Source organism: Campylobacter gastrosuis (assembly GCF_030249845.1).
In the GTDB taxonomy this organism is placed as follows: domain Bacteria; phylum Campylobacterota; class Campylobacteria; order Campylobacterales; family Campylobacteraceae; genus Campylobacter_A; species Campylobacter_A gastrosuis.
Window position 1 is genome coordinate 1 of record NZ_JANURM010000008.1, and the last position, 25,092, is coordinate 25,092.

27 protein-coding genes are annotated in these 25,092 nt (G+C 38.9%); 6 read left to right on the forward strand and 21 right to left on the reverse strand.

All coding sequences use genetic code 11. From position 1 onward, the window contains the following. Positions 1 to 181: 181 nt before the first annotated feature. Genes NYG85_RS06935 through NYG85_RS06965 form a run of 7 tightly spaced genes read right to left on the reverse strand, consistent with a single transcriptional unit; the run spans position 182 to position 6,618 of the window. On the reverse strand, positions 182 to 1,459 hold the full coding sequence (locus tag NYG85_RS06935; protein WP_284937757.1) for a dihydroorotase: 1,278 nt from the start codon (positions 1,457 to 1,459) through the stop codon (positions 182 to 184). Between the two features lie 2 nt (positions 1,460 to 1,461). After that, positions 1,462 to 2,391, reverse strand: coding sequence for an aspartate carbamoyltransferase catalytic subunit (locus NYG85_RS06940; protein WP_284937758.1), 930 nt, complete (start codon positions 2,389 to 2,391; stop codon positions 1,462 to 1,464). Positions 2,392 to 2,396: 5 nt separating this feature from the next. After that, the gene (locus tag NYG85_RS06945; RefSeq protein ID WP_284937759.1) at positions 2,397 to 2,789 is read right to left on the reverse strand and encodes a tetratricopeptide repeat protein; all 393 of its coding nucleotides are present in this window, start codon (positions 2,787 to 2,789) and stop codon (positions 2,397 to 2,399) included. A gap of 3 nt (positions 2,790 to 2,792) precedes the next feature. Then, positions 2,793 to 3,023: a hypothetical protein gene (locus NYG85_RS06950; RefSeq protein WP_284937760.1), complete on the reverse strand. Its 231-nt coding sequence runs from the start codon at positions 3,021 to 3,023 to the stop codon at positions 2,793 to 2,795. Continuing rightward, positions 3,020 to 4,036 carry a DHH family phosphoesterase gene (locus NYG85_RS06955; protein ID WP_284937761.1) on the reverse strand — a complete coding sequence of 339 codons (1,017 nt, stop codon included), beginning with the start codon at positions 4,034 to 4,036 and terminating at the stop codon, positions 3,020 to 3,022. Before NYG85_RS06955 ends, NYG85_RS06950 begins: the two co-directional genes overlap by 4 nt. Before the next feature lie 13 nt (positions 4,037 to 4,049). Further along, on the reverse strand, positions 4,050 to 6,215 hold the full coding sequence (gene flhA / locus NYG85_RS06960; protein ID WP_284937762.1) for a flagellar biosynthesis protein FlhA: 2,166 nt from the start codon (positions 6,213 to 6,215) through the stop codon (positions 4,050 to 4,052). Then, a complete protein-coding gene (locus NYG85_RS06965; protein ID WP_284937763.1) occupies positions 6,208 to 6,618 on the reverse strand; it encodes an RrF2 family transcriptional regulator in 411 nt (136 codons plus the stop codon). Before NYG85_RS06965 ends, flhA begins: the two co-directional genes overlap by 8 nt. Positions 6,619 to 6,774: 156 nt before the next feature. Between NYG85_RS06965 and rpsO the strand changes: the two genes are divergently transcribed. Beyond that, the gene (gene rpsO / locus NYG85_RS06970; protein WP_284937764.1) at positions 6,775 to 7,047 is read left to right on the forward strand and encodes a 30S ribosomal protein S15; all 273 of its coding nucleotides are present in this window, start codon (positions 6,775 to 6,777) and stop codon (positions 7,045 to 7,047) included. A 24-nt stretch (positions 7,048 to 7,071) separates the two neighbouring features. Here rpsO and cmoA read toward each other — a convergent pair whose 3' ends face one another. The 10 genes from cmoA to NYG85_RS07020 form a co-directional block, all read right to left on the reverse strand. Further along, complete coding sequence (cmoA, locus tag NYG85_RS06975; RefSeq protein ID WP_284937765.1) at positions 7,072 to 7,782, reverse strand: carboxy-S-adenosyl-L-methionine synthase CmoA; 711 nt, start codon at positions 7,780 to 7,782, stop codon at positions 7,072 to 7,074. 74 nt (positions 7,783 to 7,856) lie between these two features. Continuing rightward, positions 7,857 to 8,027, reverse strand: a complete 171-nt coding sequence (locus NYG85_RS06980; protein WP_284937766.1) for a hypothetical protein — start codon at positions 8,025 to 8,027, stop codon at positions 7,857 to 7,859. 100 nt (positions 8,028 to 8,127) lie between these two features. Continuing rightward, entirely contained in the window at positions 8,128 to 8,979 is an 852-nt protein-coding gene (locus tag NYG85_RS06985; protein WP_284937767.1) for a bifunctional riboflavin kinase/FAD synthetase, read from the reverse strand. Further along, complete coding sequence (tlyA, locus tag NYG85_RS06990; protein ID WP_284937768.1) at positions 8,945 to 9,652, reverse strand: 23S rRNA (cytidine-2'-O)-methyltransferase TlyA; 708 nt, start codon at positions 9,650 to 9,652, stop codon at positions 8,945 to 8,947. The genes NYG85_RS06985 and tlyA overlap by 35 nt, the downstream gene beginning before the upstream one ends. Further along, positions 9,649 to 11,595, reverse strand: coding sequence for an NAD-dependent DNA ligase LigA (ligA, locus tag NYG85_RS06995; RefSeq protein ID WP_284937769.1), 1,947 nt, complete (start codon positions 11,593 to 11,595; stop codon positions 9,649 to 9,651). Before ligA ends, tlyA begins: the two co-directional genes overlap by 4 nt. Then, complete coding sequence (gene folP / locus NYG85_RS07000; protein WP_284937770.1) at positions 11,589 to 12,728, reverse strand: dihydropteroate synthase; 1,140 nt, start codon at positions 12,726 to 12,728, stop codon at positions 11,589 to 11,591. The genes ligA and folP overlap by 7 nt, the downstream gene beginning before the upstream one ends. Continuing rightward, entirely contained in the window at positions 12,725 to 13,342 is a 618-nt protein-coding gene (locus NYG85_RS07005; RefSeq protein WP_284937771.1) for a DNA polymerase III subunit delta', read from the reverse strand. Before NYG85_RS07005 ends, folP begins: the two co-directional genes overlap by 4 nt. After that, positions 13,339 to 13,881: a HobA family DNA replication regulator gene (locus tag NYG85_RS07010; RefSeq protein WP_284937772.1), complete on the reverse strand. Its 543-nt coding sequence runs from the start codon at positions 13,879 to 13,881 to the stop codon at positions 13,339 to 13,341. The genes NYG85_RS07005 and NYG85_RS07010 overlap by 4 nt, the downstream gene beginning before the upstream one ends. After that, positions 13,881 to 15,083, reverse strand: coding sequence for an aspartate kinase (locus NYG85_RS07015; RefSeq protein ID WP_284937773.1), 1,203 nt, complete (start codon positions 15,081 to 15,083; stop codon positions 13,881 to 13,883). The genes NYG85_RS07010 and NYG85_RS07015 overlap by 1 nt, the downstream gene beginning before the upstream one ends. Beyond that, the gene (locus tag NYG85_RS07020) at positions 15,083 to 15,547 is read right to left on the reverse strand and encodes an RNA pyrophosphohydrolase (RefSeq protein WP_284937774.1); all 465 of its coding nucleotides are present in this window, start codon (positions 15,545 to 15,547) and stop codon (positions 15,083 to 15,085) included. Before NYG85_RS07020 ends, NYG85_RS07015 begins: the two co-directional genes overlap by 1 nt. A gap of 114 nt (positions 15,548 to 15,661) precedes the next feature. Here NYG85_RS07020 and hemW point away from each other — a divergent pair, with 114 nt between their 5' ends. From hemW to NYG85_RS07045, 5 genes are all read left to right on the forward strand, one after another. After that, positions 15,662 to 16,714, forward strand: coding sequence for a radical SAM family heme chaperone HemW (gene hemW, locus NYG85_RS07025; protein ID WP_284937775.1), 1,053 nt, complete (start codon positions 15,662 to 15,664; stop codon positions 16,712 to 16,714). Positions 16,715 to 16,781: 67 nt separating this feature from the next. Continuing rightward, positions 16,782 to 17,189, forward strand: a complete 408-nt coding sequence (gene tatB, locus NYG85_RS07030; RefSeq protein WP_284937776.1) for a Sec-independent protein translocase protein TatB — start codon at positions 16,782 to 16,784, stop codon at positions 17,187 to 17,189. Then, a complete protein-coding gene (tatC, locus tag NYG85_RS07035) occupies positions 17,189 to 17,926 on the forward strand; it encodes a twin-arginine translocase subunit TatC (RefSeq protein WP_284937777.1) in 738 nt (245 codons plus the stop codon). Before tatB ends, tatC begins: the two co-directional genes overlap by 1 nt. Continuing rightward, the gene (gene queA / locus NYG85_RS07040) at positions 17,919 to 18,938 is read left to right on the forward strand and encodes a tRNA preQ1(34) S-adenosylmethionine ribosyltransferase-isomerase QueA (protein WP_284937839.1); all 1,020 of its coding nucleotides are present in this window, start codon (positions 17,919 to 17,921) and stop codon (positions 18,936 to 18,938) included. The genes tatC and queA overlap by 8 nt, the downstream gene beginning before the upstream one ends. After that, positions 18,935 to 19,789: a hypothetical protein gene (locus NYG85_RS07045; protein ID WP_284937778.1), complete on the forward strand. Its 855-nt coding sequence runs from the start codon at positions 18,935 to 18,937 to the stop codon at positions 19,787 to 19,789. Before queA ends, NYG85_RS07045 begins: the two co-directional genes overlap by 4 nt. 578 nt (positions 19,790 to 20,367) lie before the next feature. Here the strand turns inward: NYG85_RS07045 and ftsZ are convergent. The 4 genes from ftsZ to NYG85_RS07065 all read right to left on the reverse strand — a co-directional run bounded on the left by ftsZ (position 20,368) and on the right by NYG85_RS07065 (position 25,068). Then, positions 20,368 to 21,498, reverse strand: coding sequence for a cell division protein FtsZ (ftsZ, locus tag NYG85_RS07050; protein WP_284937779.1), 1,131 nt, complete (start codon positions 21,496 to 21,498; stop codon positions 20,368 to 20,370). A 9-nt stretch (positions 21,499 to 21,507) separates the two neighbouring features. Beyond that, positions 21,508 to 22,929 (reverse strand): cell division protein FtsA, encoded by a 1,422-nt coding sequence (gene ftsA / locus NYG85_RS07055; protein ID WP_284937780.1) that lies wholly within the window; start codon positions 22,927 to 22,929, stop codon positions 21,508 to 21,510. A gap of 5 nt (positions 22,930 to 22,934) precedes the next feature. Continuing rightward, the gene (locus NYG85_RS07060) at positions 22,935 to 24,395 is read right to left on the reverse strand and encodes a peptidylprolyl isomerase (RefSeq protein ID WP_284937781.1); all 1,461 of its coding nucleotides are present in this window, start codon (positions 24,393 to 24,395) and stop codon (positions 22,935 to 22,937) included. A 100-nt stretch (positions 24,396 to 24,495) separates the two neighbouring features. Further along, positions 24,496 to 25,068, reverse strand: coding sequence for a class II aldolase and adducin N-terminal domain-containing protein (locus tag NYG85_RS07065; protein ID WP_284937782.1), 573 nt, complete (start codon positions 25,066 to 25,068; stop codon positions 24,496 to 24,498). Positions 25,069 to 25,092: the final 24 nt, after the last annotated feature.

Consider the following 25,092-nt stretch of genomic DNA (forward strand, 5'->3'; position numbering starts at 1 on the left):
TGTTTAGGGCATTTACGTTCGTGTTAATGCGAAAACTCATTGTGTATCCTTTTAAGTTTTATTTCAAGCTTTTTGCTTGTTAAAACCCAAATCGGCAAAAAAAAAAAAACGTTTAGGGGTTTAGAGAAAAAAATGTAAAAATTTTAAAGAATTTAAGAAAAGCGGATTTCTCCGCTTTATTTTAGGCGTAAAAGTCCCAAACGACACGACCGCTTTTTATAGTTTTAACAGCCATACCTTTTAGCTTTTTACCAATTAATGGGGAATTTATGGATTTTGACTTGTTTAGCTTTTTATCATAAACATACTCTAAATTTGGATCAACTATCGCAATGTCGGCTAAAAATCCAGCTCTTATCTCGCCTTTGTTATCTAGCTTTAAAATTTTGGCTGGGTTTTTTGAGGTTAGGGCTACCATTTGCTCTAAGCTTATGACGTTTTCATCAACCAATCTTAGCGTTAAAGGCACTAGCGTTTGAAGTCCGATGATACCAAATGGAGCCTTATCAAACTCCACGCACTTCTCATCTGTGTGATGTGGGGCGTGATCTGTTGCGATTACGTCAATTAGTCCGCTTTTTAAAGCCTCTCTAATCGCCTTAACATCGCTAATCTCGCGAAGTGGTGGCGACATTTTAAAATTTGTATCGTATGCGTTTGCTAAAATTTCATCATCGCTAAACGTGAAGTGATGAGGCGTAGCTTCGCAGGTGATTTTTATGCCGTCATTTTTTGCCATTTGTATGATTTTTAGCGAATACGCCGAGCTTACGTGAGCGATATGCACGTGTCCGCCAGTAAGCTTTGCTAGTAGCATATCACGGCTTACTGAAATTTCTTCTTTTTCACGAGCCATACCTTTAAGCCCTAATATCGCTGAAACCGCACCCTCGTGCATAACGCCCTGTCTGCAAAGTGAGCAGTCTTCTGAGTGGCTTATGCAAAAACTGCCGTGCTGGGCTGAGTATTCAAGTGCTGCTCTCATCACAGCCGAGCTTGATACTGGCAGTCCGTCATCGCTAAACGCAACCGCCCCAGCCTCGCACATATCGCCCATTTCAACGATTTCGTTGCCATTTAGCGATTTTGTGATAGCTCCGATTGGTAATAGATCAATTAGCCCGCACTCCTTTGCCTTTTGTATCATCGCGCGTGTGATACTAGCGTTATCATTTACTGGATTTGTGTTTGCCATAGGTAGGCAAGTAGTCACGCCACCAGCTACGGCAGCCTTTGAGCCACTGATGATGTCATCTTTGTATTCAAGTCCAGGATCTCTAAAATGCACGTGCATATCAATAAGACCCGGCATTACAAGCTTATTTGAAGCGTCAATCTCTAAATCGGCGCCAAAATTTTCATCTCCTACGGCGATAATTTTGTCATTTTCAATTAAAACATTTGCCTTTTTTGTGCCGTCATAATTTACTACAACGCCGTTTTTAATTAAAATTTTCATCACTACCCCCTATTTTGTGCTAGTGTAGCAAGGATTGCCATACGCACGGCTACGCCGTTTTCTACCTGATTTAGTATCACGCTTTTTTCGCCATCAGCCACGTCTGAGTTTAGCTCAACACCGCGGTTTATTGGCCCTGGATGAAGGATAATCGCATCTTTTTTAGCTAAATCCGCCCTAGCCCTATTTAAGCCAAAGAATTTTGAATACTCCCTGCTACTTGGGAATGCCACGTCGCCGTCAGCCCTTTCAAGCTGAATTCTAAGCATTATAATCACATCAACGCCCTCGACTGCCTCCTCCATAGTTTTTGCGATTTTGCAATCAAAAACGTGTGCATCCTTTGGCATCATCATTGCTGGTGCAAAAAGGCGGACGTCAATGCCAAATTTTCTCATCGCCCAAATGTTTGAGCGTGCCACACGAGATCTTGCGATATCGCCGATGATTGCCACGCTGGTGTTTTTATCTAGGCTTTTATTAAACTCACGAAGTGTGAAAAGATCAAGCAGGGCTTGGCTAGGATGCTCATTTAAGCCGTCCCCTGCATTGACGATACTTGCGTCCGTGTTAGCCGCTGCAAGTTTGGCAGCTCCCGAGCTTGGGTGGCGAAGCACGATGATATCGGTTTTCATCGCTGACATATTATTTATGGTGTCAATTAGCGTTTCGCCCTTTTTTACGCTTGAAGTTGAAGCGCTAAAATTTACAGCGTCCGCGCCCAGCCTTTTTGCAGCTATCTCAAAGCTAGTTCTGGTGCGTGTTGAGTTTTCATAAAAGGCGTTTATCGTGGTCTTGCCACGCAAGTAATCGCACTTTTTTACGCTTTGCAAATTTAGCTCTTTAAACTCCTTTGCTTTGTCTAAGAAGTATAAGATTTCAGCCGTCTCAAGCTCTCTAAGTCCAAGCAAATCTTTGCGTTCATAGCTCATAACGCTTACCTACCAAGCACATTGCAAGCTGCTGTGTAGCCAAGAGAGCAAGCTCTTTTAAATAAAAACTCGGTCTTTTGCTCATCTTTTTTGCCGTCTTGATTTAAGCCATAAGCGTGCATTTCAGCTAGTTTTGAACACGCCATAGCTTCGTTTTCATCGCACATTTTAGTAAAAATTCTCTCCGCTTGTGCGTAGTCTTTTTTAACGCCGTCCCCGTTAAAAAGCATTATAGCGTTCATCGAACACGCCTTTTTCACACCCTCGCCACACGCTCTGTTAAAGCTAGTGTAGGCGTTTAAATAGTCCTTTGCCATAAACTGCTCTTGCGCTTTTTGGTAGTTCTCATTTGCCATTAAAGCCGTAAATGCCAAACCTGCAATTAAAATTTTCTTCATTTTTTACTCCTTAAATAGTTTTGTGTGGTGTTTTTTCATATATTCAACAATCTCAATAACCTCATCAACGCCTTGCGAATTTGAGTTTTCTAGCGCGTCATCAATGCACTCTACATAAATTCCAGCCGCCTCTTCAAGCTTTGACTTCTTAACCCCAGCGTAGTATAAAAGTCCCTCTAAAACTACGCTAAGCTCGTAGCTAAGCTCCTCAACGCTCACATCATTTTCTTTCATACGCTCTCCTTTGTCTTTTTATCAATTAGCTCAACGACTTGCGATTTTATCGTTTCATAATCATAGCCGTCTTTAAAATTTGCAAACATACCGCCACTTGCATTTACGTGTCCGCCACCGCCGACTAAATTTTTAGCCATTAGGCTTACATCAACCTTGCCATTTGCCCTAAAACTCATCGTCTTTTTATTTGTGATGTCTATAAAAAAGTCAAAATCTGGGTTTGCAACCAAAAAGTCGTTGCCAATTACAGAAGTGTTGCCGATATTGTAGGTTAAAATTCCACGAAATTCGTTGTATCTTATCTCAAATTTATCTGCGTTTTGGGTTAAAATTTTAACAACGTAGTTTGAGATTAGATTACTTAACGTATCATCAACGTCCGCTTTAAAAAACTCCTTTTTTATGCCGTGAATCGCCATATCAAGCCCGATGTAGTCGTTTTTTTCATTAAAAAATTTACGCGCATTTTCAAGCAAATGAAACATATAAAGCGAGTTTTGCTCCTCAAACATAGTTTTGTTTATATCCTTTGCATTTGCTATAAGTCCAAGGCAGACCTTGCCCATTTCAAAATACTTACTATCTTTTAGCCAAATATCAACAGAATTTACAACATCAGCAAAGAGCGACAAACTCTCGTCTGGTTTAAACATTTTTGAGAAAAAATCGTAGCAAATTTTAGTAGCACTCCTAGCGCTATCTAGAAAATACCAGCCAAACTCACTAGCACACTCAGCACCGCTTTGGTGGTGATCTAGCAAGAATAATTTGGCGTTTTTATCTGCTAGTTTGCTCTCAAAATCCGCACATTGCTCTTTTGTTAAATTAAGATCGGTTATTAAAATAAGAGCCTTTTCATCATCAAGCTGGGCTAAAATTTGATTAAATTTCTCATCAATCTCTCTGCCGTAATTTGAGTTTAAATAGATACCATTTTTAAGGTAAAATTTTGAGATATATTGGCAAGAGTATCCGTCTAAATCGGTGTGTGAAAGGTGAAAAAATTTCATAATTATCCTTGTTTTATAAATTTGGCACTTCAATGACGCCAACCGTTTCAAACGGCGTATTTGGCGAAATTTCAGCAAAACTTAGCACGACAATGTCAATGCTAAAATTAGCCACGATATCGGCTATAAATTTTCTTAAACTTGGCTCAACACATATTATCATCGCACCCATTTGGCTAATTGGTCGCTTTTGGCGTTGCTCCCTAAGCGCTGCCACGATTGATGATGTTTGAGCGACATTTATCATCAAATGATACGCTCCGTCTTTATACTGCACAGCGTCAAGCAAACGCTGCTGGACGCTTGTTTCAAAGATATAAAAGCTAAGTTCGCCCTTTTCATCAAGATAAAGCGAGGTAATAACCCTAGCAAGGGCAGCTCTAACGTGCTCAATAATCAAATCTAAATTTTTACTAACTTCTGCAATATCGCTAAGTGCTTCAAGAATGCTAAGCATATCTTTAATCGGTATATTATCTTTTAGCAGGGCTTTAAGCACCTTTTGGATAAGTCCGATACTTGCGACTTTTAGGGCATCATCTACGATTACTGGATAGTCGTTTTTAACCTTATCAAGCAGGTTTTGTGTCTCTTGGCGAGTTAGAAGCTCGGCAGCGTTTTGCTTGATTAGCTCACTCATATGAGTTGAGATGACACTGGCTGGATCAACTATCGTATAACCGCTTAAAATGGCGTCTTCTTTAACCCCAGCATCAACCCAAAGCGCGTCAAGTCCAAATGCTGGCTCTTTTGTAGGAATTCCCTCAATATCCTCGCTAACTAACCCACTATCCATAGCTAGAAATTTATCGGCGTAAATTTCGCCCTGACCGATGATTATGCCTTTTAGCTTGAAGCGATACTCGTTTGGTGGGAGCTGTAAATTATCACGAATTCTAATTTTTGGCATTAAAAATCCAAGTTGAGTTGCGATATTTCTACGCATAGCACGAATTCGCTCAATCAAATCAACATCGGCAAGTTTTAAAAGCCCATAACCCAAATCAAGCTCTAAAATTTCAAGCTTTAAGATATCATTTATTTTTGTTTCTTCTTCTCTTGCTATCTCTTCATCGCTCTTTTTGGCTGGTTTTGCTGTGGCTGGGCCTTGCTGTGGCTGGGCTTGTCCGCCTTGCTGGGCTTGACTTTGAGTGCTGACACTTGGGATGAAAAGTCCGCCTTCTGCTTGTTTAACCATATAGCCAAGTCCTAAAAAAATCAGCGCGATAAATCCAAGCGAAAGTGTTGGCAAACCAGGCACTAAGGCAAAAACAAAGATGATAAATCCAACAATAAATAGCGTTTTATAATCGCCCAAGAGCTGTTTTAGAGTGCCTTCTGCGAAGTTATCATCATCTTTGCTAGCACGCGTGATGATTATGGCAGTGGCAGTTGATGTGATTAGTGCTGGGATTTGGCTAACTAAGCCGTCGCCTATCGTTAGGATTGTATAATTTTGAGCAGAAGTCGCCATATCAAGTCCAAACTGAAACGAGCCAATGGCAAATCCGCCGATAATATTTATAATCGTGATAATAATACCAGCAACGGCGTCGCCTTTTATGAATTTTGACGAGCCGTCCATAGCGCCGTAAAAATTCGCCTCGCCGATGATTGCTTGACGACGCTCTCTTGCGGTCTTTTCATCAATTAATCCAGCGTTTAAATCAGCGTCAATTGCCATTTGCTTACCAGGCATCGCATCAAGCGTAAAACGCGCCTGAACCTCTGAAACACGAGTTGAACCCTTTGTAACGACCATAAAATTTATAAGCACCAAAATACAAAAAACGATAATGCCTATCACGTAATTACCGCCAACGACAAACTCGCCAAAACTGGCAATTATATCGCTTACAGCCTCTGGACCATTGTGTCCTTCGCTTAAAATCATACGAGTTGTAGCGATATTTAATGACAGCCTAAATAGCGTTATTATCAGGATTAGCGTGGGGAAGGTGCTTAAATCTGTTGGCTTTGGCACGTAGATTGAGATTAGGATAATTAGCACCGAAATTGCGATTGAAAGTGCTAAGAAAAAGTCCAAAACTGGGCTAGGCAAAGGCACGATAATAATGGCTAGTATTGCCATTATTAGCCCCACAATGCTTAGACTTTTAAATTTTAAAATCGGCGCTAAAAACGGCACGACTAGGGTTAAAATTTTCTGTTTAGCCATTTTTTTGAGTTATATCTTTTAGCGTTATGTTATCAAGCATATCGTCAATGCGGTTTTGAAGCAGGTTAAACATAGACCAAATCTGACAGCTTGACGCCTTTTTTGAGGGGCAGTCGCTCTTTGAGCTAGAACACTCAAAAACGCTCATCGGTCGCTTTTCAACGCACTCAATTATGCGTTTTATGCTTAAATTTTCAGGGTTTTTAGCCAGTGAAAAACCGCCGTTTGCACCCTTAAATGAGTTTAAAATTTTCTCTTTTGCAAGAGATTGTAAAATTTTTGCCAAAAAACTCTTTGAAATTTTTAGCTCATTTGACATCGTATCAACATCAACTGGCTCATCTTTTTGCGAGATAAAAATCAGCGAAATCAGTGCGTATTCGCTAGCTTTTGTAAAAAGCACATAGTATCCTTTAATAAATTTGGGCTGTATTTTAGTAAAAATTTGCTAGATTTTTGATTAAACAAAAATTTCTTACTTTTTTGTGAAATTTTAGCTTATTTTATGTTTTCTTTGCTATAATCGCCCTTTTTAATCTTACCAATCAGGAGGTCTAAAATGGCTTTGGATTCGGCTAAAAAGGCACAAATAGTTGCGAAATTCGCTAGAAAAGATGGCGACACTGGTTCGCCAGAGGTGCAAATAGCACTTTTAACAGCTCGCATTGCTGAGCTTACAGAGCACCTAAAAGTATTTGAGAAAGACTTTTCATCAAGACTTGGTCTTTTAAAATTAGTAGGTCAAAGAAAAAGACTGCTAAAATACTTCAAAAACAAAAACTATACTGCTTACTCTAAGCTAATTAGCGAACTAAATATCAGAGATAAGTAAAATTTGCACGGATTATCCGTGCAACTACTTAAATGCCACAAAACTCATAAAATTCCCCCACTTAAACACGCTCTCAACCCTTTTAAATCCAGCATTTAGCACCAAAGTGCGGTTTTCATCTTCGGTGTATGGGATTAGCACGTTTTCAAGTGCCTCTCGCTTTTGAGCGATTTCGTAGCGCGAGTAGCCCTGCAATTGCTTGTAATTTTCGTAAATTTCAATCATATTTTTTGCAAATTTTTTATCCTCATAAATTATCTTTTCGCTAAATACAAAAATCCCATTTTCGTTTAATGAATTGTAAATTTTAGCCACGAACTCGGCTCTTTTTATCGGACGGATAAATTGCAAAGTGTAGTTTAAAAGCACGGCGTCAAAGCCAGAAATTTCACACTCTAAAATGTCGCCAACCTCTAAATTTAGTTTTGCGCCATAAGCTTGTGCCTTGTCCTTTGCCGTTTTTATCATCGCTTCTGAGCTGTCAATACCGCTTAAAACAAGGTCACTTCTTGCTTCGTGTATTGATAAAAGCGTGGTCGCTGTTGAGCAGCCAAGGTCAATCACGCTTGCATTTTTAGCTAAATTTTTAGCTAAAATTTGAGTTATCAAATCCACACAAACGCCGTAATACGGCACACTTCGCCCAATCATATCATCAAAAACCGACACAACCGCCTCATCAAACTCAAACTGCTTTTTTATCGGTTTTGTAAAAATTTTATCTTTTGGTGTCATTTTATTCTCTTTACATTAAGGTTTTATCGCTTCGGCTCGTTGATGAGCAGTTGGCGTTACTATTTTTTGCAATCTTAAAAAACGCTAATTTGTAGCGTTTTAAATGTTTTGGTCGCTACGCATCGCCTTGCGATATGCTTCGCTCTTTCGCTTCGGCTCGTTGATGAGCAGTTGGCGTTACCATTTTTCGCAATCTCGCAAAACGCTAATTTGTAGCGTTTTAAAATGTCTTGGTCGCTACGCATCGCTTTGCGATATGCTTCGCTCTTTTTGCTTCACTCCGTTCGCAACTGCAAGCAGAACGCTTCGGCTCGTCGCCAAGAAGTTGGCGACTTTTTGCCTTGCTCATAAATTTAACTCACAATACCCAGTAAATTCATTTGCGTTTTTTATATCTTTTAGGATTTGTGTTTTTAGCTCACTTAGGCTTTGAAATTTCATATTATCGCGAAGTCTAGCCACAAAACACACAGCCACACTTCGTGGGGTTTGTTCTAAATTTAGCCCAATTACGTGCGTTTCAACACTAAATGCGCCGTCCGTGCTAATGCGGTTGCCAACAAAGGTAACCGAGCCGTAAGTGGCGTTTGCTATCTTTGTGCGTGTGGCATAAACGCCCGGCTTTGGGGGCAAATAGCCATAAAGCTCCAAATTTAGCGTCGGCACCAGCTCGCTCTTACCAAGCCCCTGCCCTGAGATGACCTGCCCTTCAACTGAATACTCACGCCCTAAAAGTTTGTTCGCCTCTCTTACCTCGCCAAGCTTGATTAGCTCCCTAATCGTAGAGCTATGAACGCCCTTGTCATCAAAGCAATACTCATCAACCACGACCACTTCGCCGTCAAAAATCCGCTTTAAATCGTGCTTATCCCACGCTCTGTTTCTGCCAAAACGAAAGTCATAGCCGACCACGATTTTGGATAAATTTTTAAAATCACGCTTTAAAAGTGCGATAAATTCATCGCCACTTAAATCCTTAATCGCCTCAAAATCATACAAAAAGCAAGGGTAGTTTGAATACTCGGCGCGTTTTAGTTTTGGCGTCAAATTCGCCTTATTTTTATCAATCACAACAAGTCCGCCAAACTCGCCAAGGTGCTTTAAAAGCTGTTTATGCCCCCTATGCACTCCGTCAAAATGCCCAATTGCAACGGCTGTTATGTTAGATTTTGTTAAAAGCGTAGAAAATTTCGGCATTTCCTTCCTTTCCTTTTAGCTCACACTCTTTTGTCTCTTTTAAAATCCAGCCAAATTTTGCCGTTTCAAGCCTGAAATTTCGCTCTGCTAAGGCAATCGCTTTTTTATCAACGACCACGCCTTTTTTATCTCGTTTTATATCTTTGCCAACCTCAAATTGTGGCTTAAAAAGCAAGATTATCGTGGCGTTTTTTAAGGCTAAATCATCAATGAATTTTAAAATTTGCGTTAGCGAGATGAAGCTAACATCAGCCGTGATAAGCTCAAACTTACGCTCGCTTTTAAACTCCCTAATATCGGTGTTTTCGTATATTTTAACCCTATCATCAGCCCTTAAAAGTGCGTCAAGCTGATTTGTGCCAACATCAACACCAACCACGCTTTTAACGCCATTTAAAAGCAAAATTTGCATAAATCCGCCAGTTGATGAGCCAATATCAAGTGCCTTTTTGCCAGAAATTTCAAAATCAAAGCTGTCTAAAAAGCCTTTAAGCTTTAATGCTCCACGACCTACAAAAACATCATCAAGTAGCGTTATTTTGGCGTTTTCTAGCTCATCGCTTACCTTTTTTAAAGGCTTATCATCTGCTAAAATTTTAGCATTTTTGATGAGCTCTGCTGCCTTGTTTCGGCTGATATTTAGGGCGTTTGCTACGTATAAATCAGCTCTCATTGCTCGCCTAAAAGTGCAAAAAACTCGCTCTCGCTTAGCACCTTTACGCCAAGCTCGTTTGCCTTTTCAAGCTTAGAACCAGCTTCAAGTCCAGCTAAAACAAAGTCGGTTTTTTTTGAAACCGAGCCACTAACTTTTGCGCCGTTTTGTTCAATAATCATTTTAAAATCATCTCTTGGGCGTGAGAGCGTGCCAGTGATTACAAAGGTTTTGCCAGTTATTGCCGAGCCTACAATTTCAAGCTTTTGTGCGACTGGGCGGACAATGCTAAGCAAATTTATGATTGAAGTTTTATTAACTTCTATAAACTCAACGAAGCTTTGTGCCATCTCTTTGCCAAAGCCGTCAATGGCTAAAATTTCATCAAATTTCGCATTAATCCACTCATCGCCAAAGGTGTTTTCTATCTTTTTAGCAGCCACTTCGCCGATATGCTCACAGCCAAGACCGCTGATAAATCGCCATAAACTAACGCCACGACTAGCCTGTATCGCATTTAGTAAATTTTGAACCTTTTTATCCTTAAAGCCGTCAAGTTTGATTAAATCATCAAATTTTAAAGCGTAAATGTCGGCTATCTTTGCAATTAGCCCACGCTCGTAAAGTAGCGTAACTATCGCATCGCCAAGCCCGTCAATGTTTAGGCATTTTTTTGAAGCATAATAGATTATTGAGTTTATCACGCGCGATTTACACTCTAAATTTTGACACTTTACAAACACGCCCTCATCAAGCAGATGTGAACCACACTCTGGGCAATGTGTAGGGCGAAGAATTGGCATTTCAGAGCCACTTCGGCGGTCTTTAAAAACGTTTGTGATTTTTGGGATGACGTCGCCTGAGCGGATAATGCCCACAAAATCGCCCTTTTTAAGCCCAAGTCGCTCAATTTCATCAAAGTTATGAAGCGTGGCAGATTTTACCCTAGCGCCGTCAATAACGACCTCGCTAAGCACCCCAACTGGCGTAACCACTCCACTTCGCCCAACCTGCAACGCCACGTCAAGAAGCTGTGTGGTCTGCTCAATGGCTGGGAATTTAAAAGCGACCATAAATTTTGGGAATTTAACGGTATAGCCAAGCTCTGCTTCGCTTTCTAGCTCGTTAATCCTAACTACCAAACCATCCATTAAAATCTCTTTTTTATCCCTTAGGCTTAAAAGCTCGTCGTAAGCGGTGTTTATCTCACTTTCGTTTTTACAAATTTTAAAAAAATCATCAGAGTAAAAGCCAAGTGAGCGGACAAACTCCATAATCTCGCTGTATTTTTCAAATTTAAGCGTATTTGCCCCCACGCCCCACGGCACAAAAAGTAGCTTTCTCTTTGCTGTGACGCTACTATCAAGCTGTCTAAGGCTACCAGCGGCGGCGTTTCGTGGGTTTGATAACAAGCTCTCGCCATTTTTGGCGCGTTCGTTGTTTATGGCTTCAAAATCGCCTTTTGTGATGACGACTTCGCCACGAATTTCAATCTGGTCTTTATAATCTATTTTTAAAGGGATTGAGGCGATAGTTTTTGCATTTAGCGTCACGTCCTCGCCAACCACGCCGTCCCCACGAGTGATAGCACGAACCAAAACGCCGTTTTCATAAAGTAAATTTAGACTAGCGCCGTCAAATTTTGGCTGCGTTACAAAGCTAAAACGATGTTTGTCGCCACGCCCTAGCCACGCATTTAGCTCGTTTTTATCAAAAATATCCTCCATTGACCACATTTGTTTAATGTGATTTGCCTTGCTAAATTTCTCACTCACAGCACCGCCGATTCTAGAAGTGGGCGAAAATAGCGAAATATCGGCTGGATTTTTTGCCTCATACTCCAAAACTGCGTGATAAAGCGCGTCATACTCGGCATCACTAGCAAGTGGAGCGTCATCGGTGTAATACGCCTTTGCCCATAAATTTAGCGTTTCAATCGCCTTTTCGTAATCTTTTTTTACCATAAATTCTCGCTTTCATAAGCCAAATGCAAGTTAAAAAGCTGTGAATGCTCAAAAACATCGTGCGTTCTAATGATACTTGCGCCATTTTCGTAAGATTTTAGGTGCAGATAAAGCGAGCCAGAGAGCCTATCTTTAACCTCGCTTTTGTGGTAGAAATTTATAACCGATTTTCTACTTGCACCGACTAAAAGTGGATAGCCAAAATGCGTAAAATGCTCTAAATGTTTGATTAAAATCATATTGTGCTGTGGGGTTTTGCCAAAGCCAATGCCAACATCAAGGACTAAATTTTTAGCTCCATTTGCAAGTGATTTTTCTATTTTTTCTTTAAAAAACTCATCAATCTGTGCGATTAAATCATCATAATGTGGGGCGTTTTGCATAGTTTTTGGGTCATTTTGCATATGCATTAGGCAAAACTGGGCGTCATATTTTTTGGCTAGATGAGCCAAATTTGGATTTGCCGTTATATCATTTATCATCTTAAAGCCGTGATTTAGGGCGTATTCAAGACAATACTCATCAAAGCTATCAAGGCTAAATTTCGCCTTTTCGTGCAAATTTTGCCTGCAAATTTCAGCTACGATATCCTTTATCCGCCTAAACTCCTCATCACGCCCACAATACTCACTGCCGGGACGACTTGAAACTCCGCCAAGGTCAATGTAGCTTGCACCCTGCTCTATCATCTTTATGGCTTTTTCTATACCGCTTTTTGTATCAACACGGCTTGCCTCGTTAAAACTATCATCGTTTATGTTTAAAACGCCCATAATTTCAGGTTTGCTTGGCTTTTTAAAGCTTTGGGCTAAAAAATCGGCTAAATTTTTAAGCCCAAAATCTTGAAGCTTCTCTTTTTTAGCTAGAATTTTTAGCTGTGCATTTGAGCCAATAAGCAGTGCGTTTGATAGCATTTCACGCCCAAAAATCGTATCTTTATGCGTTACTAAATCAGCCCCAACGCTAAGCGCGTCTTGCTTTAAAATATTTGCCGCTGGGGATTTTATATCCTTAATGTAGATGAAATTTAGCGTTGATTTTTCACGCATTATATTCACACCAGCCGTGCTTGCAGCGATACTTTTGCAAATTTCATCAAAATTTGACTTCTCGTTTATCTTATAAAATTTCAAACTCTGCCCTTTCTTAAAATCGTAAGCAAAAGTGGAGTTAGGATTTGTGGCGATTTTGCGTTTAATTCGCAAAGATGAACGAGTTTGTAAAAGTATTCAAGCTCGTTTTGGCTAAATTTAAACCCAAGATTAATCGCCTCAAAAATGATAGAACTAACCAGCTCTTTTAGCTCGTTTTTGCCAAGCTCATCGGTCTGCTCTTTTTTTGAAATTTCATCTAAAAATGTGTAAATTTCTTTTAAATCAAGCTGTTTTAGATTAAGTCCGCTCTTTGTCCTTTCGCTTTTTGTGAGTAAATTCGTAACACTAAGTCGCGACCTAATCGTAGGTAAAAGCAAATTTTTGCTCGGCGAAACGATTGTAAAAAATATATTTCTAGGTGGCTCTTCAAGAATTTTTAAAATGCTATTTTGTGCCTCAATGCGAAAACTTTTTGCCATAACGACTAGCATTTTCTCATCTTTTTCAGCGATATAGGCTTCTTTGATTAGGGCTTGTGCGTTTTCAATCAAAAAATCATCGCTAATAAAAAATTTCACGTTGTGCTTAAACTCGCTTTCAAACTCGGACTTTAAGCCCATAAAATCGTTTGAAATTACGATTTTACTAATCAAAAAGAGATCTCCGCAAACAACGTAGCGTCAATGCTTTTGTTAAAAAGCTTAAAAAGCGTCAGAAGTTTTGTGTCTAAATTTTCATCAGTTGAGCTTAAATAGAAGCTATTTTGCATCTGCTCATCAAAGAGCCACATATAGCTATCATCATTTAGCTTTGCGATATCGGCACGTTTTGAGCTACTTTTACCGATATAAAAATATACATAGCCGTTTGGCAAAGCGATACTTAGCATATCTTCAAGCAGTAAAATTTGCTCCTTTGAAGTAAGCTCATCGGCGTTTGGATAGAACGATTTTAGGCTTACAAATGGCAAAAGCGGTCTAAGAAGTCCCGGTTTGTTTATGTTTTTTAAAAGATAGGTCTCAAACCACGACCTATCTTCATCGGTAATTACTATAAACGTCTTGCCATTTAGCAGGTGTTTTAGGCGTGGTGCTAGAAGCAAAGCCCACTCAACACGCCTTTCCTCCATCCAGTTCATAGAAATTCCCTCTTTTCGGATCGCATCAAGCGTCCATTTCATAAATTCCTGCATTACTTATCAAGCTCGTAAGCGTCGTGAAGCACACGCACAGCTAGCTCGCCATACTTTTGATCTACGACTACTGATAGTTTTATCTCGCTTGTTGAGATCATTTGGATATTTATGCCCTCACGTGCAAGAGTTTCAAAGGCAAGTGAAGCCACTCCGCTGTGGCTTTTCATACCAACGCCAATAATTGAAACCTTTACAATGGCGTCATCATACTCAACGTGCTTTGCAGCCGAGAGCGAGCTCATCGTGTCTTTGGCTAGTTCAAGCTCGTTTTGAGGCACGGTAAAGCCTAAATTTGTAGTGCCGTCTTGTCCTACGTTTTGGATTATCATATCAACGTTTATATTTTTCTTTGCAAGTGCAGTGAAAATTTCAGCCGCAATGCCCGGCTTGTCAATCACGCCTCTTAGCGTTACTCTTGCTTGATTTTTATCTAATGCTATGCCACTTACTAAAACCTTCTCCATATTGTTATCCTCCAAAGTTATTAATGTGCCTTCGTTGTGGTTAAAACTACTTCTTGTTACGAGTTTTACATTTAATTTTTTAGCCAGTTCAACAGAGCGATTTTGAAGCACTTTTGCACCAGCACTTGCTAATTCTAACATCTCATCATAGCTAATCGTAGCTAGTTTTTTAGCCTTTTTTTCTATTCGTGGATCAGTCGTATAAACGCCATCAACATCGGTAAAAATTTCGCATAAATCAGCATTTAAAGCCCCAGCCAAGGCAACAGCTGAAAGGTCAGACCCACCACGCCCAAGTGTGGTAATATCTCCACCCTTTGTAATGCCCTGAAATCCAGCAACAACTACGATTTTACCGCTACTTAGTTCGCTTTTAATCCTAGCTGTGTTTATATTTTCTATCCTTGCTTTTGTATGCACTTCATCGGTGTAAATTCCAGCCATAGCACCAGTTAAACCAACTGCTGGATAGCCCTTTGCATTTAGCGCGATAGCTAAAATCGCCGTGGTAACTTGCTCACCAGAGCTTAAAAGCAAGTCCATAGCAATGCCGTTTGGGTCTTTGCTAAAATGCTCTCCATACTCAACTAGCTGGTTTGTCACGCCACTCATCGCAGATACGACTACGACGACATCAGCACCGCTTTTTTTAGTCTCAATCACCCTATCTGCGACAGCCTCAATACGTTCAAGTGTGCCAACACTTGTGCCGCCGAATTTTTGAACGATTAACATTAAAAAAATCCTTTCTCTTTAAAATAAGTTAAAACTTTTGTGTAAATTGGCTTTTTAAAGTTGTTAATATCGCCTAAAACATCCTTAACACTTACGAATTTATACCTGCTAAACTCGGGGTGCTTGGTGTTTAAATTTATCCTTGCCCCAGCGTTTAAACGCACTAAAAAATACTTTTGCGTTTGTCCGTCATAGTTATACATTTTTTTACTAGCACCGCTTGGGAAGTCGTAGCTTAGCCACTCTGGATACTCATCTAAAACCACGACATCATCAGTGCCTATCTCCTCTTTTAGCTCCCTTAAAAGTGCCTCTTTTGGGCTTTCATTCTCATCAATGCCACCTTGTGGGAACTGCCAAACCTCATTTAAATCCGTGCGATTTGCGATGAAAATTTCACACTTTAAAGGGTATTTATGCGACAGCACGACAGCAGCGACATTTGGTCTGTATCTCTTTTGCATATTTAACCTAAATTTATAATTTTTGCGAGATTTTAGCGAAATAAATTTTAAACCTTTATCAAGTGCGAATAAATTTTTATGTTAAAATATCGTAAAAAATTTTAAAGGCTAATCGTGTTACTTTACATACATATCCCATTTTGCGAAAGTAAATGCCCTTACTGCAACTTTGGCTCTGTTGTAGGCGAAAAATCACTAGCGAATGATTATTTTAACGCACTTTGCGATGATTTAAACCACCAAATAAAAGCACTAAAAAATCCAAAATTTTCAAGCGTTTTTATAGGCGGAGGCACGCCAAGCGTGATTGATTTTAATTTTTACACAAAATTATTTGAAATTTTTAAGCCGTTTTTACAAGAAGATTGCGAGATTACAGCCGAAGCAAACCCAAACTCAGCCTCACTTGCTTGGCTTTTAGGTATGCGAAATTTAGGCGTAAATCGCATAAGTTTTGGGGCTCAAAGCTTCTTTGCCGATAAGCTTGAAATGCTTGGCAGGACACACGGAGCAAACGACGTCAAAATCGCCGTGCAAAATGCAAAAATAGCCGGTTTTAACGATATAAACGTGGATTTAATCTACTCAACAAGGCTTGATAACAAAAAACGGCTAGAAAAAGAGATTTTAAGCATAAAAGAGCTTGGCGTTACGCACATTAGTGCCTACTCGCTAACGCTTGAAGAAAACACGCCATTTGCAAAAAAAGATGAATATAAAAAAGATAGCGCGTATTTTGCTAAATTTTTAATTAGCGAGATTGAAAAAAGCGGTTTTAAGCAGTATGAGATCTCAAATTTTGGAAAAATTTGCAAACACAATCTTGGCTACTGGCAAGGCGATGAGTATATTGGCGTTGGTGCTTATTCGGTCGGATTTTACGATAAAAAACGCCACTACGCTGCTAAAAATTTAAAAGATTACATAAAAAATCCAACGCTTAAAGAGGTTGAAAATTTAAGCGACAGGGATTTAATGCTAGAACATATCTTTTTAGGTGCTAGGAGCATTGCTGGGATTGATAAAAATAGGCTTGATGAGAGTGCGTTAAAAAACGCAGAATTTTTAGCAAAAAGCAAAAAAATCAGCCAAAAAAATGGCAAATTTTACGTTAAAAATTTTCTCTTAGCCGATGAGATTGCACTTTTTATCTCAAACGATAGCTAGGATTTATAAAATTTTGAGAAAAATAAGGCTAAAATGGCTATTTTTAAATTTAAAATTAGGGTAAAAAATGTTTGGTATTAGCCTACCTGAAATCGTTCTTATCGCCGTTGTAGCCGTGCTTGTTTTAGGTCCAGATAAACTGCCTCAAACAATGGTAAGCATTGCAAAAATGTTTAAAAGCGTTAAAAAAAGCATAAATGACGCAAAGTCAAGTTTTGACCAAGAGATGAAAATCGCCGAGCTAAAAGAGGACGCTAAAAAATACAAAGAGAGCCTTGAAAAAACGACACAAAACGTGCGAAAAAAGCTCACATTTGAAGAGCTTGATGAGCTTAAAAAGGGCATGAGCGACGCAAAATCTAGCATTGATGAGAGCCTAAATAGCGTCAAAAAAAGCGTAGAAGCTGTGCAAAATCCCACAAAAGCGGTCGGCGAAGCGATAAAAGATAGCCTGACTGATAAGAAAGAGGCGTGATGTTTGAGGAGTTAAAACCGCATATTGCTGAACTTAGAAAGAGATTAACGATTAGCATTATTAGTGTGATTGTGGCGTTTTTGGCGTGTTTTGCCTTTTGGGAGCCGATTTTAGCGTGGATGAGCGCACCCCTAAAAGCAGCTCTGCCAAGTGGTAGCGAGATTATCTTTACGCAGGTGCAAGAGGTCTTTTTTACAGCGATGAAGGTCGCATTTTTTGCTGGACTTATCGTGGCTTTGCCAGTGATTTTTTGGCAGTTTTGGCTATTTGTAGCGCCCGGACTTTATGATAATGAAAAAAAATATGTAATCCCATTTGTAATCTCAGCCACACTTATGTTTTTAGTCGGTGCTTCGTTTTGTTACTATCTTGTTATACCGCTTGGGTTTGAATTTTTAATCGCATTTGGCGGTAAATTATTTACAGCACTGCCTAGCATTGGCGAATACGTGGGCTTTTTTACGAAGTTGCTTGTTGCGTTTGGAGCGGCGTTTGAGCTACCTGTAATCACATTTTTTCTAGCAAAAATCGGACTTGTTGATGATGAGATGCTAAAAAAATACTTTCGCCACTCTATCGTTTTAATCTTCGTTTTTGCCGCCGTCGTAACGCCACCTGATGTCATCTCACAGCTTTTAATGGCATTCCCACTAATCGGACTTTATGCCATTTCAATCTACATTGCAAAAAAGATAAATCCAGCCGTAAAAGATAATGAAAATTCAGACGATGAGTGATATAAACGCCCTTTCTAGCTACGACTATTTTTTGCCACCAGAGCTAATTGCAAACGCTCCGATTATGCCAAAAGAGGCGGCAAAATTGCTTGTTTATCACAAAAAAAATGGCAAGATTGAGCATTTAAAATTTGGCGATTTGGCTGAAATTTTACCAGATTGTGCTGTGATTTTTAACGACACAAAGGTGATAAAGGCTAGAATTTTAGGCAAAAAATCAAGCGGTGGTGCTTGTGAGATTATGCTAAATCAACCGCTTGGCGACGCTAATTTTAGTGCTTATGTGCGTGGCAAAGTAGGCGTTAGTAGCGTTTTAAATTTTGCTAACGGCGTTAGTGCTGAAATTTTAAAGCTCTGTGATGATGGCACAAGGGTCGTGAAATTTTATAAAAATGGCGAAATTTTAAGCAACCAAGCCCTATTTTTAGAGCTTGAAACTATCGGACACGTCCCACTGCCACCATACATAAAACGCCCTGATACCAAAGATGATGAGAGCTGGTATCAGAGCATTTTTGCCATAAATAGCGGTGCAGTGGCTGCTCCGACTGCTAGTTTGCACTTTTCAGAAGATATGCTTAAAAAAATTGAGAAATCTCATCAAAGTGCCTACATTACGCTTCACGTTGGAGCTGGGACTTTTAAGGGCGTTGAGTGTGAAAACATAAACGAGCATAAAATTCACAGCGAATTTTATCAAATCCCGCAAAAAACAGCCGATATAATTAACTCCCAAACGCCGATTTTAGGGGTCGGCACGACCACGACTAGGTGCGTTGAGTGGTATAAAAGAAGTGGAATTTTAAGCGGTAGCTGTGAGCTTTTTTTAAACCCAAACAATAGACCAATAAGGCAGGATTATCTGCTTACAAATTTTCATCTGCCAAAATCAACGCTAATAATGCTAGTGGCTAGCTTTATCGGACTTGAAGAAACAATGAGAATTTACAAAACTGCCATAGATGAGCGATACCGCTTCTACTCTTACGGCGATGCGATGGTGATAATATGAAAAATTTTGACTTAGTAACTGGACTTAATTTCTTGCTTGAAGCATTGTATTACGATGGCTTTACGACTGGCAACAAGATACTTTTTGACTACCTGCCGACTTATCCTAGAAAATTTAAGGCAAATATGGCTGGTGTGATTAAGGTTTTTGAGTATTGTGCCAAGACATTTTTATACTCAACAAGAAACACAAAGCTCACAATCTCTTTTAAACTCACAAACTACACAAAAGAGATGGTCTATTTTCGCGTGAATTTTAAGATAGACCAAAAGCTTGACAGGCTAAATGAGAACTACCTAAAAATCGCAAGAACAGCAGCTAGCGAGCTAAAAGTGAGTATGTTAATAGCACGAGATGAGATTACGCTTGATTTTGGTATGGGGCTTACGCAAAATAGTGTTGAGCCTTTGGGGCTAAAAAGCGAGGATATAAAAAAATATAAGGCAGTTATCGCTTACAGCGATGATGAGGGCTTTAAAATTTTAACAAATCAGCTAAAAAATATCGGCATAGATGTCAAGCCAAAACACGATTTTGCAGTGCTAAAAATGCACATAGAAGATAAAATTTACCGCCCAAATTTGGTATTTTTATACAAAAAAATAATTGATAACAGGGTTGAGTTTGAGCAAATTTTAGAATACAAAAAAATAAAGGGATTTAGCATAATTGCAATCTGCGATAACGATGATTTTCTTGATGATAAGATTAAAAATGATGTCATTATTTTAAGACAACCCTACACCTACGATGTGATTTGTGCCGTGCTAAATATGGCGTATATGATGCAAACGAACGCCGAAAATATGGGGGGGGGGAGCCGCAACTACGTTTTAAAAATGCTTAGATAATTTTGCTTTTTTGTTTTTTTATGAATTTTTATTTGAAAAACCAAAACCTAAAAGGCTAATTTTGCTTATTTTAATCGTTTGTCTTGAAATTTTGCTCTTTTAATAATGCTAACAAATCTTTTTAAAGTGTTTTTTATCTTTAAATTTTTATTTTAAATCCAAACATAAACGGCTAAAAATTAAAAATGTTAGCAAGATTAGTTTAAAATTTTTATTTAAAACTCCAAAAAGCAAAATTTCAAAAGGCAAGGTTAGCTGATTTTTAGCCGTTTGTTTTGCAAATTTTATTTGAATTTTACTCTTTTAATAGCATTGGCAAATATTTTTAAAGCGTTTTGCTTTGTAAATTTTAATCTGAAAATCCAAAATTAAACGGCTAAAATTTCAAAACTCCAAGTAAAAATTTCAAACGGCAAAGTTGGCTGATTTTTAGTCGTTTGTTTTAAAATTTTACTCTTTTGCTAACACCAACAAAGGCAAAATAAAAAAAACGTTAGAAAATATTTTTACAAATTTTGGTTAATTAAAAGGAGTAAAACGGCTAATTAATAGCCGTTTTGGTGGTTTTAAAAGGTGATTTAGTCTTGCTTATAACGCATATAAGCTGGGATGTCGTAGTCTTGTTCTTGCTGTGAGAGATACTCATCGCCACTGACCCTTTTTAGGATTAGTTTTCGCTCTTTTTTGACTAGATTTTCATCGTTTGTTACTGGTTCACTGACTGGTTTTTTGTCGCTTTCAAGGTCAAAACCTGTTGCGACGATTGTTACTTCAACCCTGTTATTTTCAAAATTCTCATCACTTGTCGTGCCCCAAATGATATGTGCCTCTTCATCAGCAGCATTTTGAATAATCTTCATCGCCTCAACCATTTCAAACATCGGTGTTGATGGGTTGATTTTAAAATTTACAATAACGCCCATAGCGCCATCAATCTTTAAATCGCCTAAAAGCGGTGATTGTATCGCCTCTTGTATCGCTTCAATGGCAGCATTTTCGCCCTCTGCCTTGCCAACGCCCATTATTGCCATACCTCTATGGCTCATAATAGTTCTAACATCGGCAAAGTCAATATTAACGTAGCCATTGCCCAAAATCACCGAGCTCATACCGCCAACAGCACTTGCTAGGACATTATCAACAAGCTTAAAGCACTCATCAAAGGTCGCCCTTTTATCCATTGTAACAATAAGCTTGTCATTTGGGATCACGACAATTGAGTCGCACTCTTTTCTAAGCTCTTCAAGCCCCTCTCGCGCTAATCTGTTTCGCTTTTTGCCCTCAAACTCAAACGGCAGCGTAACAACAGCAATCGCTAACGCACCGCTATCTTTTACCGCTTGTGCCACCACCGGCGCTGCTCCTGTGCCTGTGCCACCGCCAAGACCAGCTGAGATAAAAACAATATCCGTACCTTCAAGCATACTTTTTATCTCATCATAGCTCTCATCAGCCGCACCCTTGCCGACCTTTGGGTCCATACCAGCACCAAGCCCACGTGTGAGCTTCTCACCGATCTGAATTTTTGAGTGTGCTTTTGAATTTTTAAGTGCTTGTGCGTCTGTGTTAGCCACAATCAAATCAATATCAAGCCCTGAATAATCAGTGATTATGCGATTTATCATATTGCCACCGCCACCGCCGACGCCGATAGCCTTTATCTTTGTGCCATAAATATTGTTGTTTTCTTCAACCTTAAAACCACTCATAAAATCTCCTTAAAAAAACCAGTTTATTATTTTTTGCCAAATTTTTACTAAAAAGTTTGGCTCTTTTTTCTGCTCGCCTAAATTTGAAATATCAAGCAAGTCGCTCTTTTCGTCCTGCGTTTTTATCTCAAAACCACCGCCTATTTCATCTTTTTTCTCATCGTTTTTTTCTATCTCTATCTCATCTTTGACATTTAAAAAACTATCAGAATTTTTTGATTTTGGTATATTTTCGCCCTTGTATCTCATTCTCTTTTCAGAATCAATCTCATAAGGTGTAAATTTACCAGCACCATAAAGGCAAAGTCCGACTACGCAAGAATTTGCAGGGTCGCTCATCACCTCATAAAAGCCCTCTAAATTCTTAGGCTTAGCCACCCTAACTCTCATCTGTGCAAACATCAAATCAGCTATCTCTTTAAAGCCTTCAAGCTTTGTCATACCGCCAGTAAATACAATGCCAGCACCGATAGTCTCTTTTAATTTTTCATTTGTTTTTTGCGCCTCTTGTATGCTTGAAAGCACCACGCCTAAATTCTCTTCAAGTCTGATTTGAATAGGTTTTGAAAGCACGTCAAGCGAAAAGGTCTTACTCTCTTTCTCATCGCCAAGAAGCGGGACTTCAATAAAATCAACCGACTTTGACATTAAATTTGCGTAGTTGATTTTTAGCTCCTCCGCCTTTGAAATAGGCGTTTGAAGTGCGATTGAAAGGTCGTTTGTGATTCTACCTGAGCCAAGCGGAAAGAAGTAGTTAAAGATAATTGAGTTGCCGTGATGAATGACAATATCTGTCGTAGAACTGCCAATATCAACCAAAACCACGCCTAATTCTCTCTCATCATCGCTTAAAGTCGCAATCGCCGAAGCGTAGCCTGAAAGCACGAGATTGTCAATTAAAATTCCAGCCTTTTTAATGGCACTTCGTATGTTGCTTACCATAGATGTTGGAGCGATGATGATATGGGTTTGCACTTCTAGTCTGCTACCAGTCATACCAAGCGGGTCTTCAATGTTATCTTGCTCATCTACCTTAAAATTATACGGCAAAACGTGAATTTTCTCGTAGTTTGTCGGCATATCCACCTTGTAAGACTCCGCTGACTCCATAACACGCTCAATCTCACGAAGTGTAATCTGATGATTTGGGATATTTACCACGCCCCTGCTATTTACGCTTTTTACGTTAGCACCAGAGATTGATACGACTACTCTATCGTATCTAGTCCCAGCTATCTTTTGTGCTGTATTGAGTGCGTTTTTAACGGATATCGCAACCTCTTCAATGTTGCTAATCGCTCCATTTTTTACGCCCTGAGATTTCTCTTTGCCAATGCCGATTATTCTTACGACACCAGCCTCATCTTGCTCGGCAATAACAGCACGAGTTTCAAAAGAGCCGATGTCAATGCCTAAAATTTTAAGACCCAAGATTTTTACCTTTTAATGTATTCTTCAACTTTATAGCGTTTTTGCAGCTGCATAACCAAATCCTGCATAATTTCGCCATTTTTTAGGTTTGCGATATTTTCACTAACCAAATTTAGATTTTCATTATCTGTGTTAGTAAGCAACTTTTGTTCCAAAATTTCGTATATTACAGCCTTTTTGCCTAACACAACATAACCTTTTTTGTTAGTAGAAGCAAATACTTGATCTATAAAATTTCTACTCTCAAACATATCAAGTCCGTCTATATCATCAGCCTTTGCCCTGCTTATCTCCACCTGTTTTAAGCCATTTGTGTCAAAATTTTTAAGCTCGGCTTTGACTAAATTCTCTAAATTTTCACGCTCTTTTATCTCTAAAAGCTTTTCTTTGACCTGCTCTTTTGCTGCCTCAAAGCTCATAGGTTTTGGCGTATCAATCTTAACTACCTTTGAAATAACGTATCCGCCGTTATAAACGATAGGTTTTAGGATATCGCCTATCTTTATATCCTTTAAATTTTCAACCTCAAAAGTAGCATTATCATCGGTAAAATTTATGGTTTGATTTGCCACGATTTCGCCCTTTTTAAACGAAACGTATTTTTGCAAAGCCTCTGTCTTGCTCTGCTCTAAATTATAGTCATTTTTGACCTGCTCTTTTACATTTTCAAAGGCTAAAATTTTATCATCGCTATCTTTGTAACGCTCTTTATTCTCTTGATAGTAGGCATTTAGCGTGGCTTCATCGGCGTTTTTATCGGTTGTCGGAATAAAAATCGTATCAAAAGTATATGAAGTCTTTGTCATATAGCTATTTTTACTGCTCTCCCAAAGCTTTTTAAGCTCATCATCGCTTACATTTATATTGGAATTTTGAGCTGTTATGATTTTTATTGCGACCTTATCTTGCATATAAAAGGCACTCATCATCAGCTCAATGTCCTGCTGTGTTGGCTTTGTGTTGATTAGATAGTTTAGCTTATCAAGCAGGACAACCCGCTCTAAGCCCTTTTCATAATCTCTTTGATTTATCTTAGCACGTCTTAAAATATCCTTGTATAAATTCTCATCAAAAACGCCGTCTTTGTGAAAATTCTCATCAGCAATAATGTATCTTACGACGTCTTCTTTACTGGCTAAAAGCCCTAAATCATCGGCATAATTTAGCAGTAAATTTTCACGTATAGCAGCATCAAGTGCTATCTTACTAAGTCCGATTTCATTGGCTTTTTCTTCTGTTAGCTGTCCGTTAAAGATTGAGTTATAATAGCCGTAAAGTTGAGAGTATTTTTCATTTAGCTCTTGGACGCTGATATTTCTATGTCCTACTTTTGCAACCGAAGTCGCACGATTTTTGTTTAAATCATAAGCACCCCAGCCGACAAATCCAGCACCGACAAAGGCTATCGTGCTAACCCAAATAGTTACGACAAGATATTTTTTATGTTTTTGCATCCAAGTTATCATAATTATCCCTTAAAATTCACAAATAAAATTGGCTGATTTTACCTATTTTAGCCTTTAAATAACGTTAAAAAACCGCTTTTAATAACATTTTTTGTTAGTGTTAGTTAGTAAATGATAGTTCAAGCAACTTACAGCTATTTTCAAGTATAGCAATATCCTTTGCAAGCTGTTGTGGCGTCCTGCCAAAGGCATAAACGCCATAACCCTTAATCACCATAATGTTGCTATTTTTTTCTATCATATACCTGTAAATTTCAGTCCCAGCACGCTCATACCAGTCATCAAACTGCTTTGGGTCATAGACTGAAATTTCGCCAAATTTCATACATCCAAAGTAGTCTTTTGGGCGGATAAAATCGTGCTTTATGCCGTAAGCCGTGGCGTAGTGTGGCATTGTGTAGCAGATATATTTTGCTTCGTTTAAATTTTTGTAAATATTTAGATGAATAAAGGCGTCCATACTCGCCTCATTCCAGCGATAATCCTGCTTTGATGAGAGCAAAACCATATCGCTATCCTTTAAATCATCAAAAATTGCGTTTTGTTTGTTGATTAAAAATTGATTGCCCTCAACTCTTGATGAGATTGAGCCGTGAAAAACGCCAAAAAAATTCTTTCTAAACATAGACAAAGAGATCTTTTTTAGCTCGTCTAGTGAGTGTTTTATATCCATTTTTAAGCCTTTAAAAAAATACGC

Bases quoted from the DNA above. Each gene is read 5' to 3' on its own strand.
- NYG85_RS06935 (WP_284937757.1), bottom strand. From the start codon at position 1,459: ATGAAAATTTTAATTAAAAACGGCGTTGTAGTAAATTATGACGGCACA.
- NYG85_RS06940 (WP_284937758.1), bottom strand. From the start codon at position 2,391: ATGAGCTATGAACGCAAAGATTTGCTTGGACTTAGAGAGCTTGAGACG.
- NYG85_RS06945 (WP_284937759.1), bottom strand. From the start codon at position 2,789: ATGAAGAAAATTTTAATTGCAGGTTTGGCATTTACGGCTTTAATGGCA.
- NYG85_RS06950 (WP_284937760.1), bottom strand. From the start codon at position 3,023: ATGAAAGAAAATGATGTGAGCGTTGAGGAGCTTAGCTACGAGCTTAGC.
- NYG85_RS06955 (WP_284937761.1), bottom strand. From the start codon at position 4,036: ATGAAATTTTTTCACCTTTCACACACCGATTTAGACGGATACTCTTGC.
- flhA (WP_284937762.1), bottom strand. From the start codon at position 6,215: ATGGCTAAACAGAAAATTTTAACCCTAGTCGTGCCGTTTTTAGCGCCG.
- rpsO (WP_284937764.1), top strand. From the start codon at position 6,775: ATGGCTTTGGATTCGGCTAAAAAGGCACAAATAGTTGCGAAATTCGCT.
- cmoA (WP_284937765.1), bottom strand. From the start codon at position 7,782: ATGACACCAAAAGATAAAATTTTTACAAAACCGATAAAAAAGCAGTTT.
- NYG85_RS06980 (WP_284937766.1), bottom strand. From the start codon at position 8,027: ATGCGTAGCGACCAAGACATTTTAAAACGCTACAAATTAGCGTTTTGC.
- NYG85_RS06985 (WP_284937767.1), bottom strand. From the start codon at position 8,979: ATGCCGAAATTTTCTACGCTTTTAACAAAATCTAACATAACAGCCGTT.
- tlyA (WP_284937768.1), bottom strand. From the start codon at position 9,652: ATGAGAGCTGATTTATACGTAGCAAACGCCCTAAATATCAGCCGAAAC.
- ligA (WP_284937769.1), bottom strand. From the start codon at position 11,595: ATGGTAAAAAAAGATTACGAAAAGGCGATTGAAACGCTAAATTTATGG.
- NYG85_RS07010 (WP_284937772.1), bottom strand. From the start codon at position 13,881: ATGCAGGAATTTATGAAATGGACGCTTGATGCGATCCGAAAAGAGGGA.
- NYG85_RS07015 (WP_284937773.1), bottom strand. From the start codon at position 15,083: ATGTTAATCGTTCAAAAATTCGGCGGCACAAGTGTTGGCACACTTGAA.
- NYG85_RS07020 (WP_284937774.1), bottom strand. From the start codon at position 15,547: ATGCAAAAGAGATACAGACCAAATGTCGCTGCTGTCGTGCTGTCGCAT.
- tatB (WP_284937776.1), top strand. From the start codon at position 16,782: ATGTTTGGTATTAGCCTACCTGAAATCGTTCTTATCGCCGTTGTAGCC.
- tatC (WP_284937777.1), top strand. From the start codon at position 17,189: ATGTTTGAGGAGTTAAAACCGCATATTGCTGAACTTAGAAAGAGATTA.
- queA (WP_284937839.1), top strand. From the start codon at position 17,919: ATGAGTGATATAAACGCCCTTTCTAGCTACGACTATTTTTTGCCACCA.
- NYG85_RS07045 (WP_284937778.1), top strand. From the start codon at position 18,935: ATGAAAAATTTTGACTTAGTAACTGGACTTAATTTCTTGCTTGAAGCA.
- ftsZ (WP_284937779.1), bottom strand. From the start codon at position 21,498: ATGAGTGGTTTTAAGGTTGAAGAAAACAACAATATTTATGGCACAAAG.
- NYG85_RS07060 (WP_284937781.1), bottom strand. From the start codon at position 24,395: ATGATAACTTGGATGCAAAAACATAAAAAATATCTTGTCGTAACTATT.
- NYG85_RS07065 (WP_284937782.1), bottom strand. From the start codon at position 25,068: ATGGATATAAAACACTCACTAGACGAGCTAAAAAAGATCTCTTTGTCT.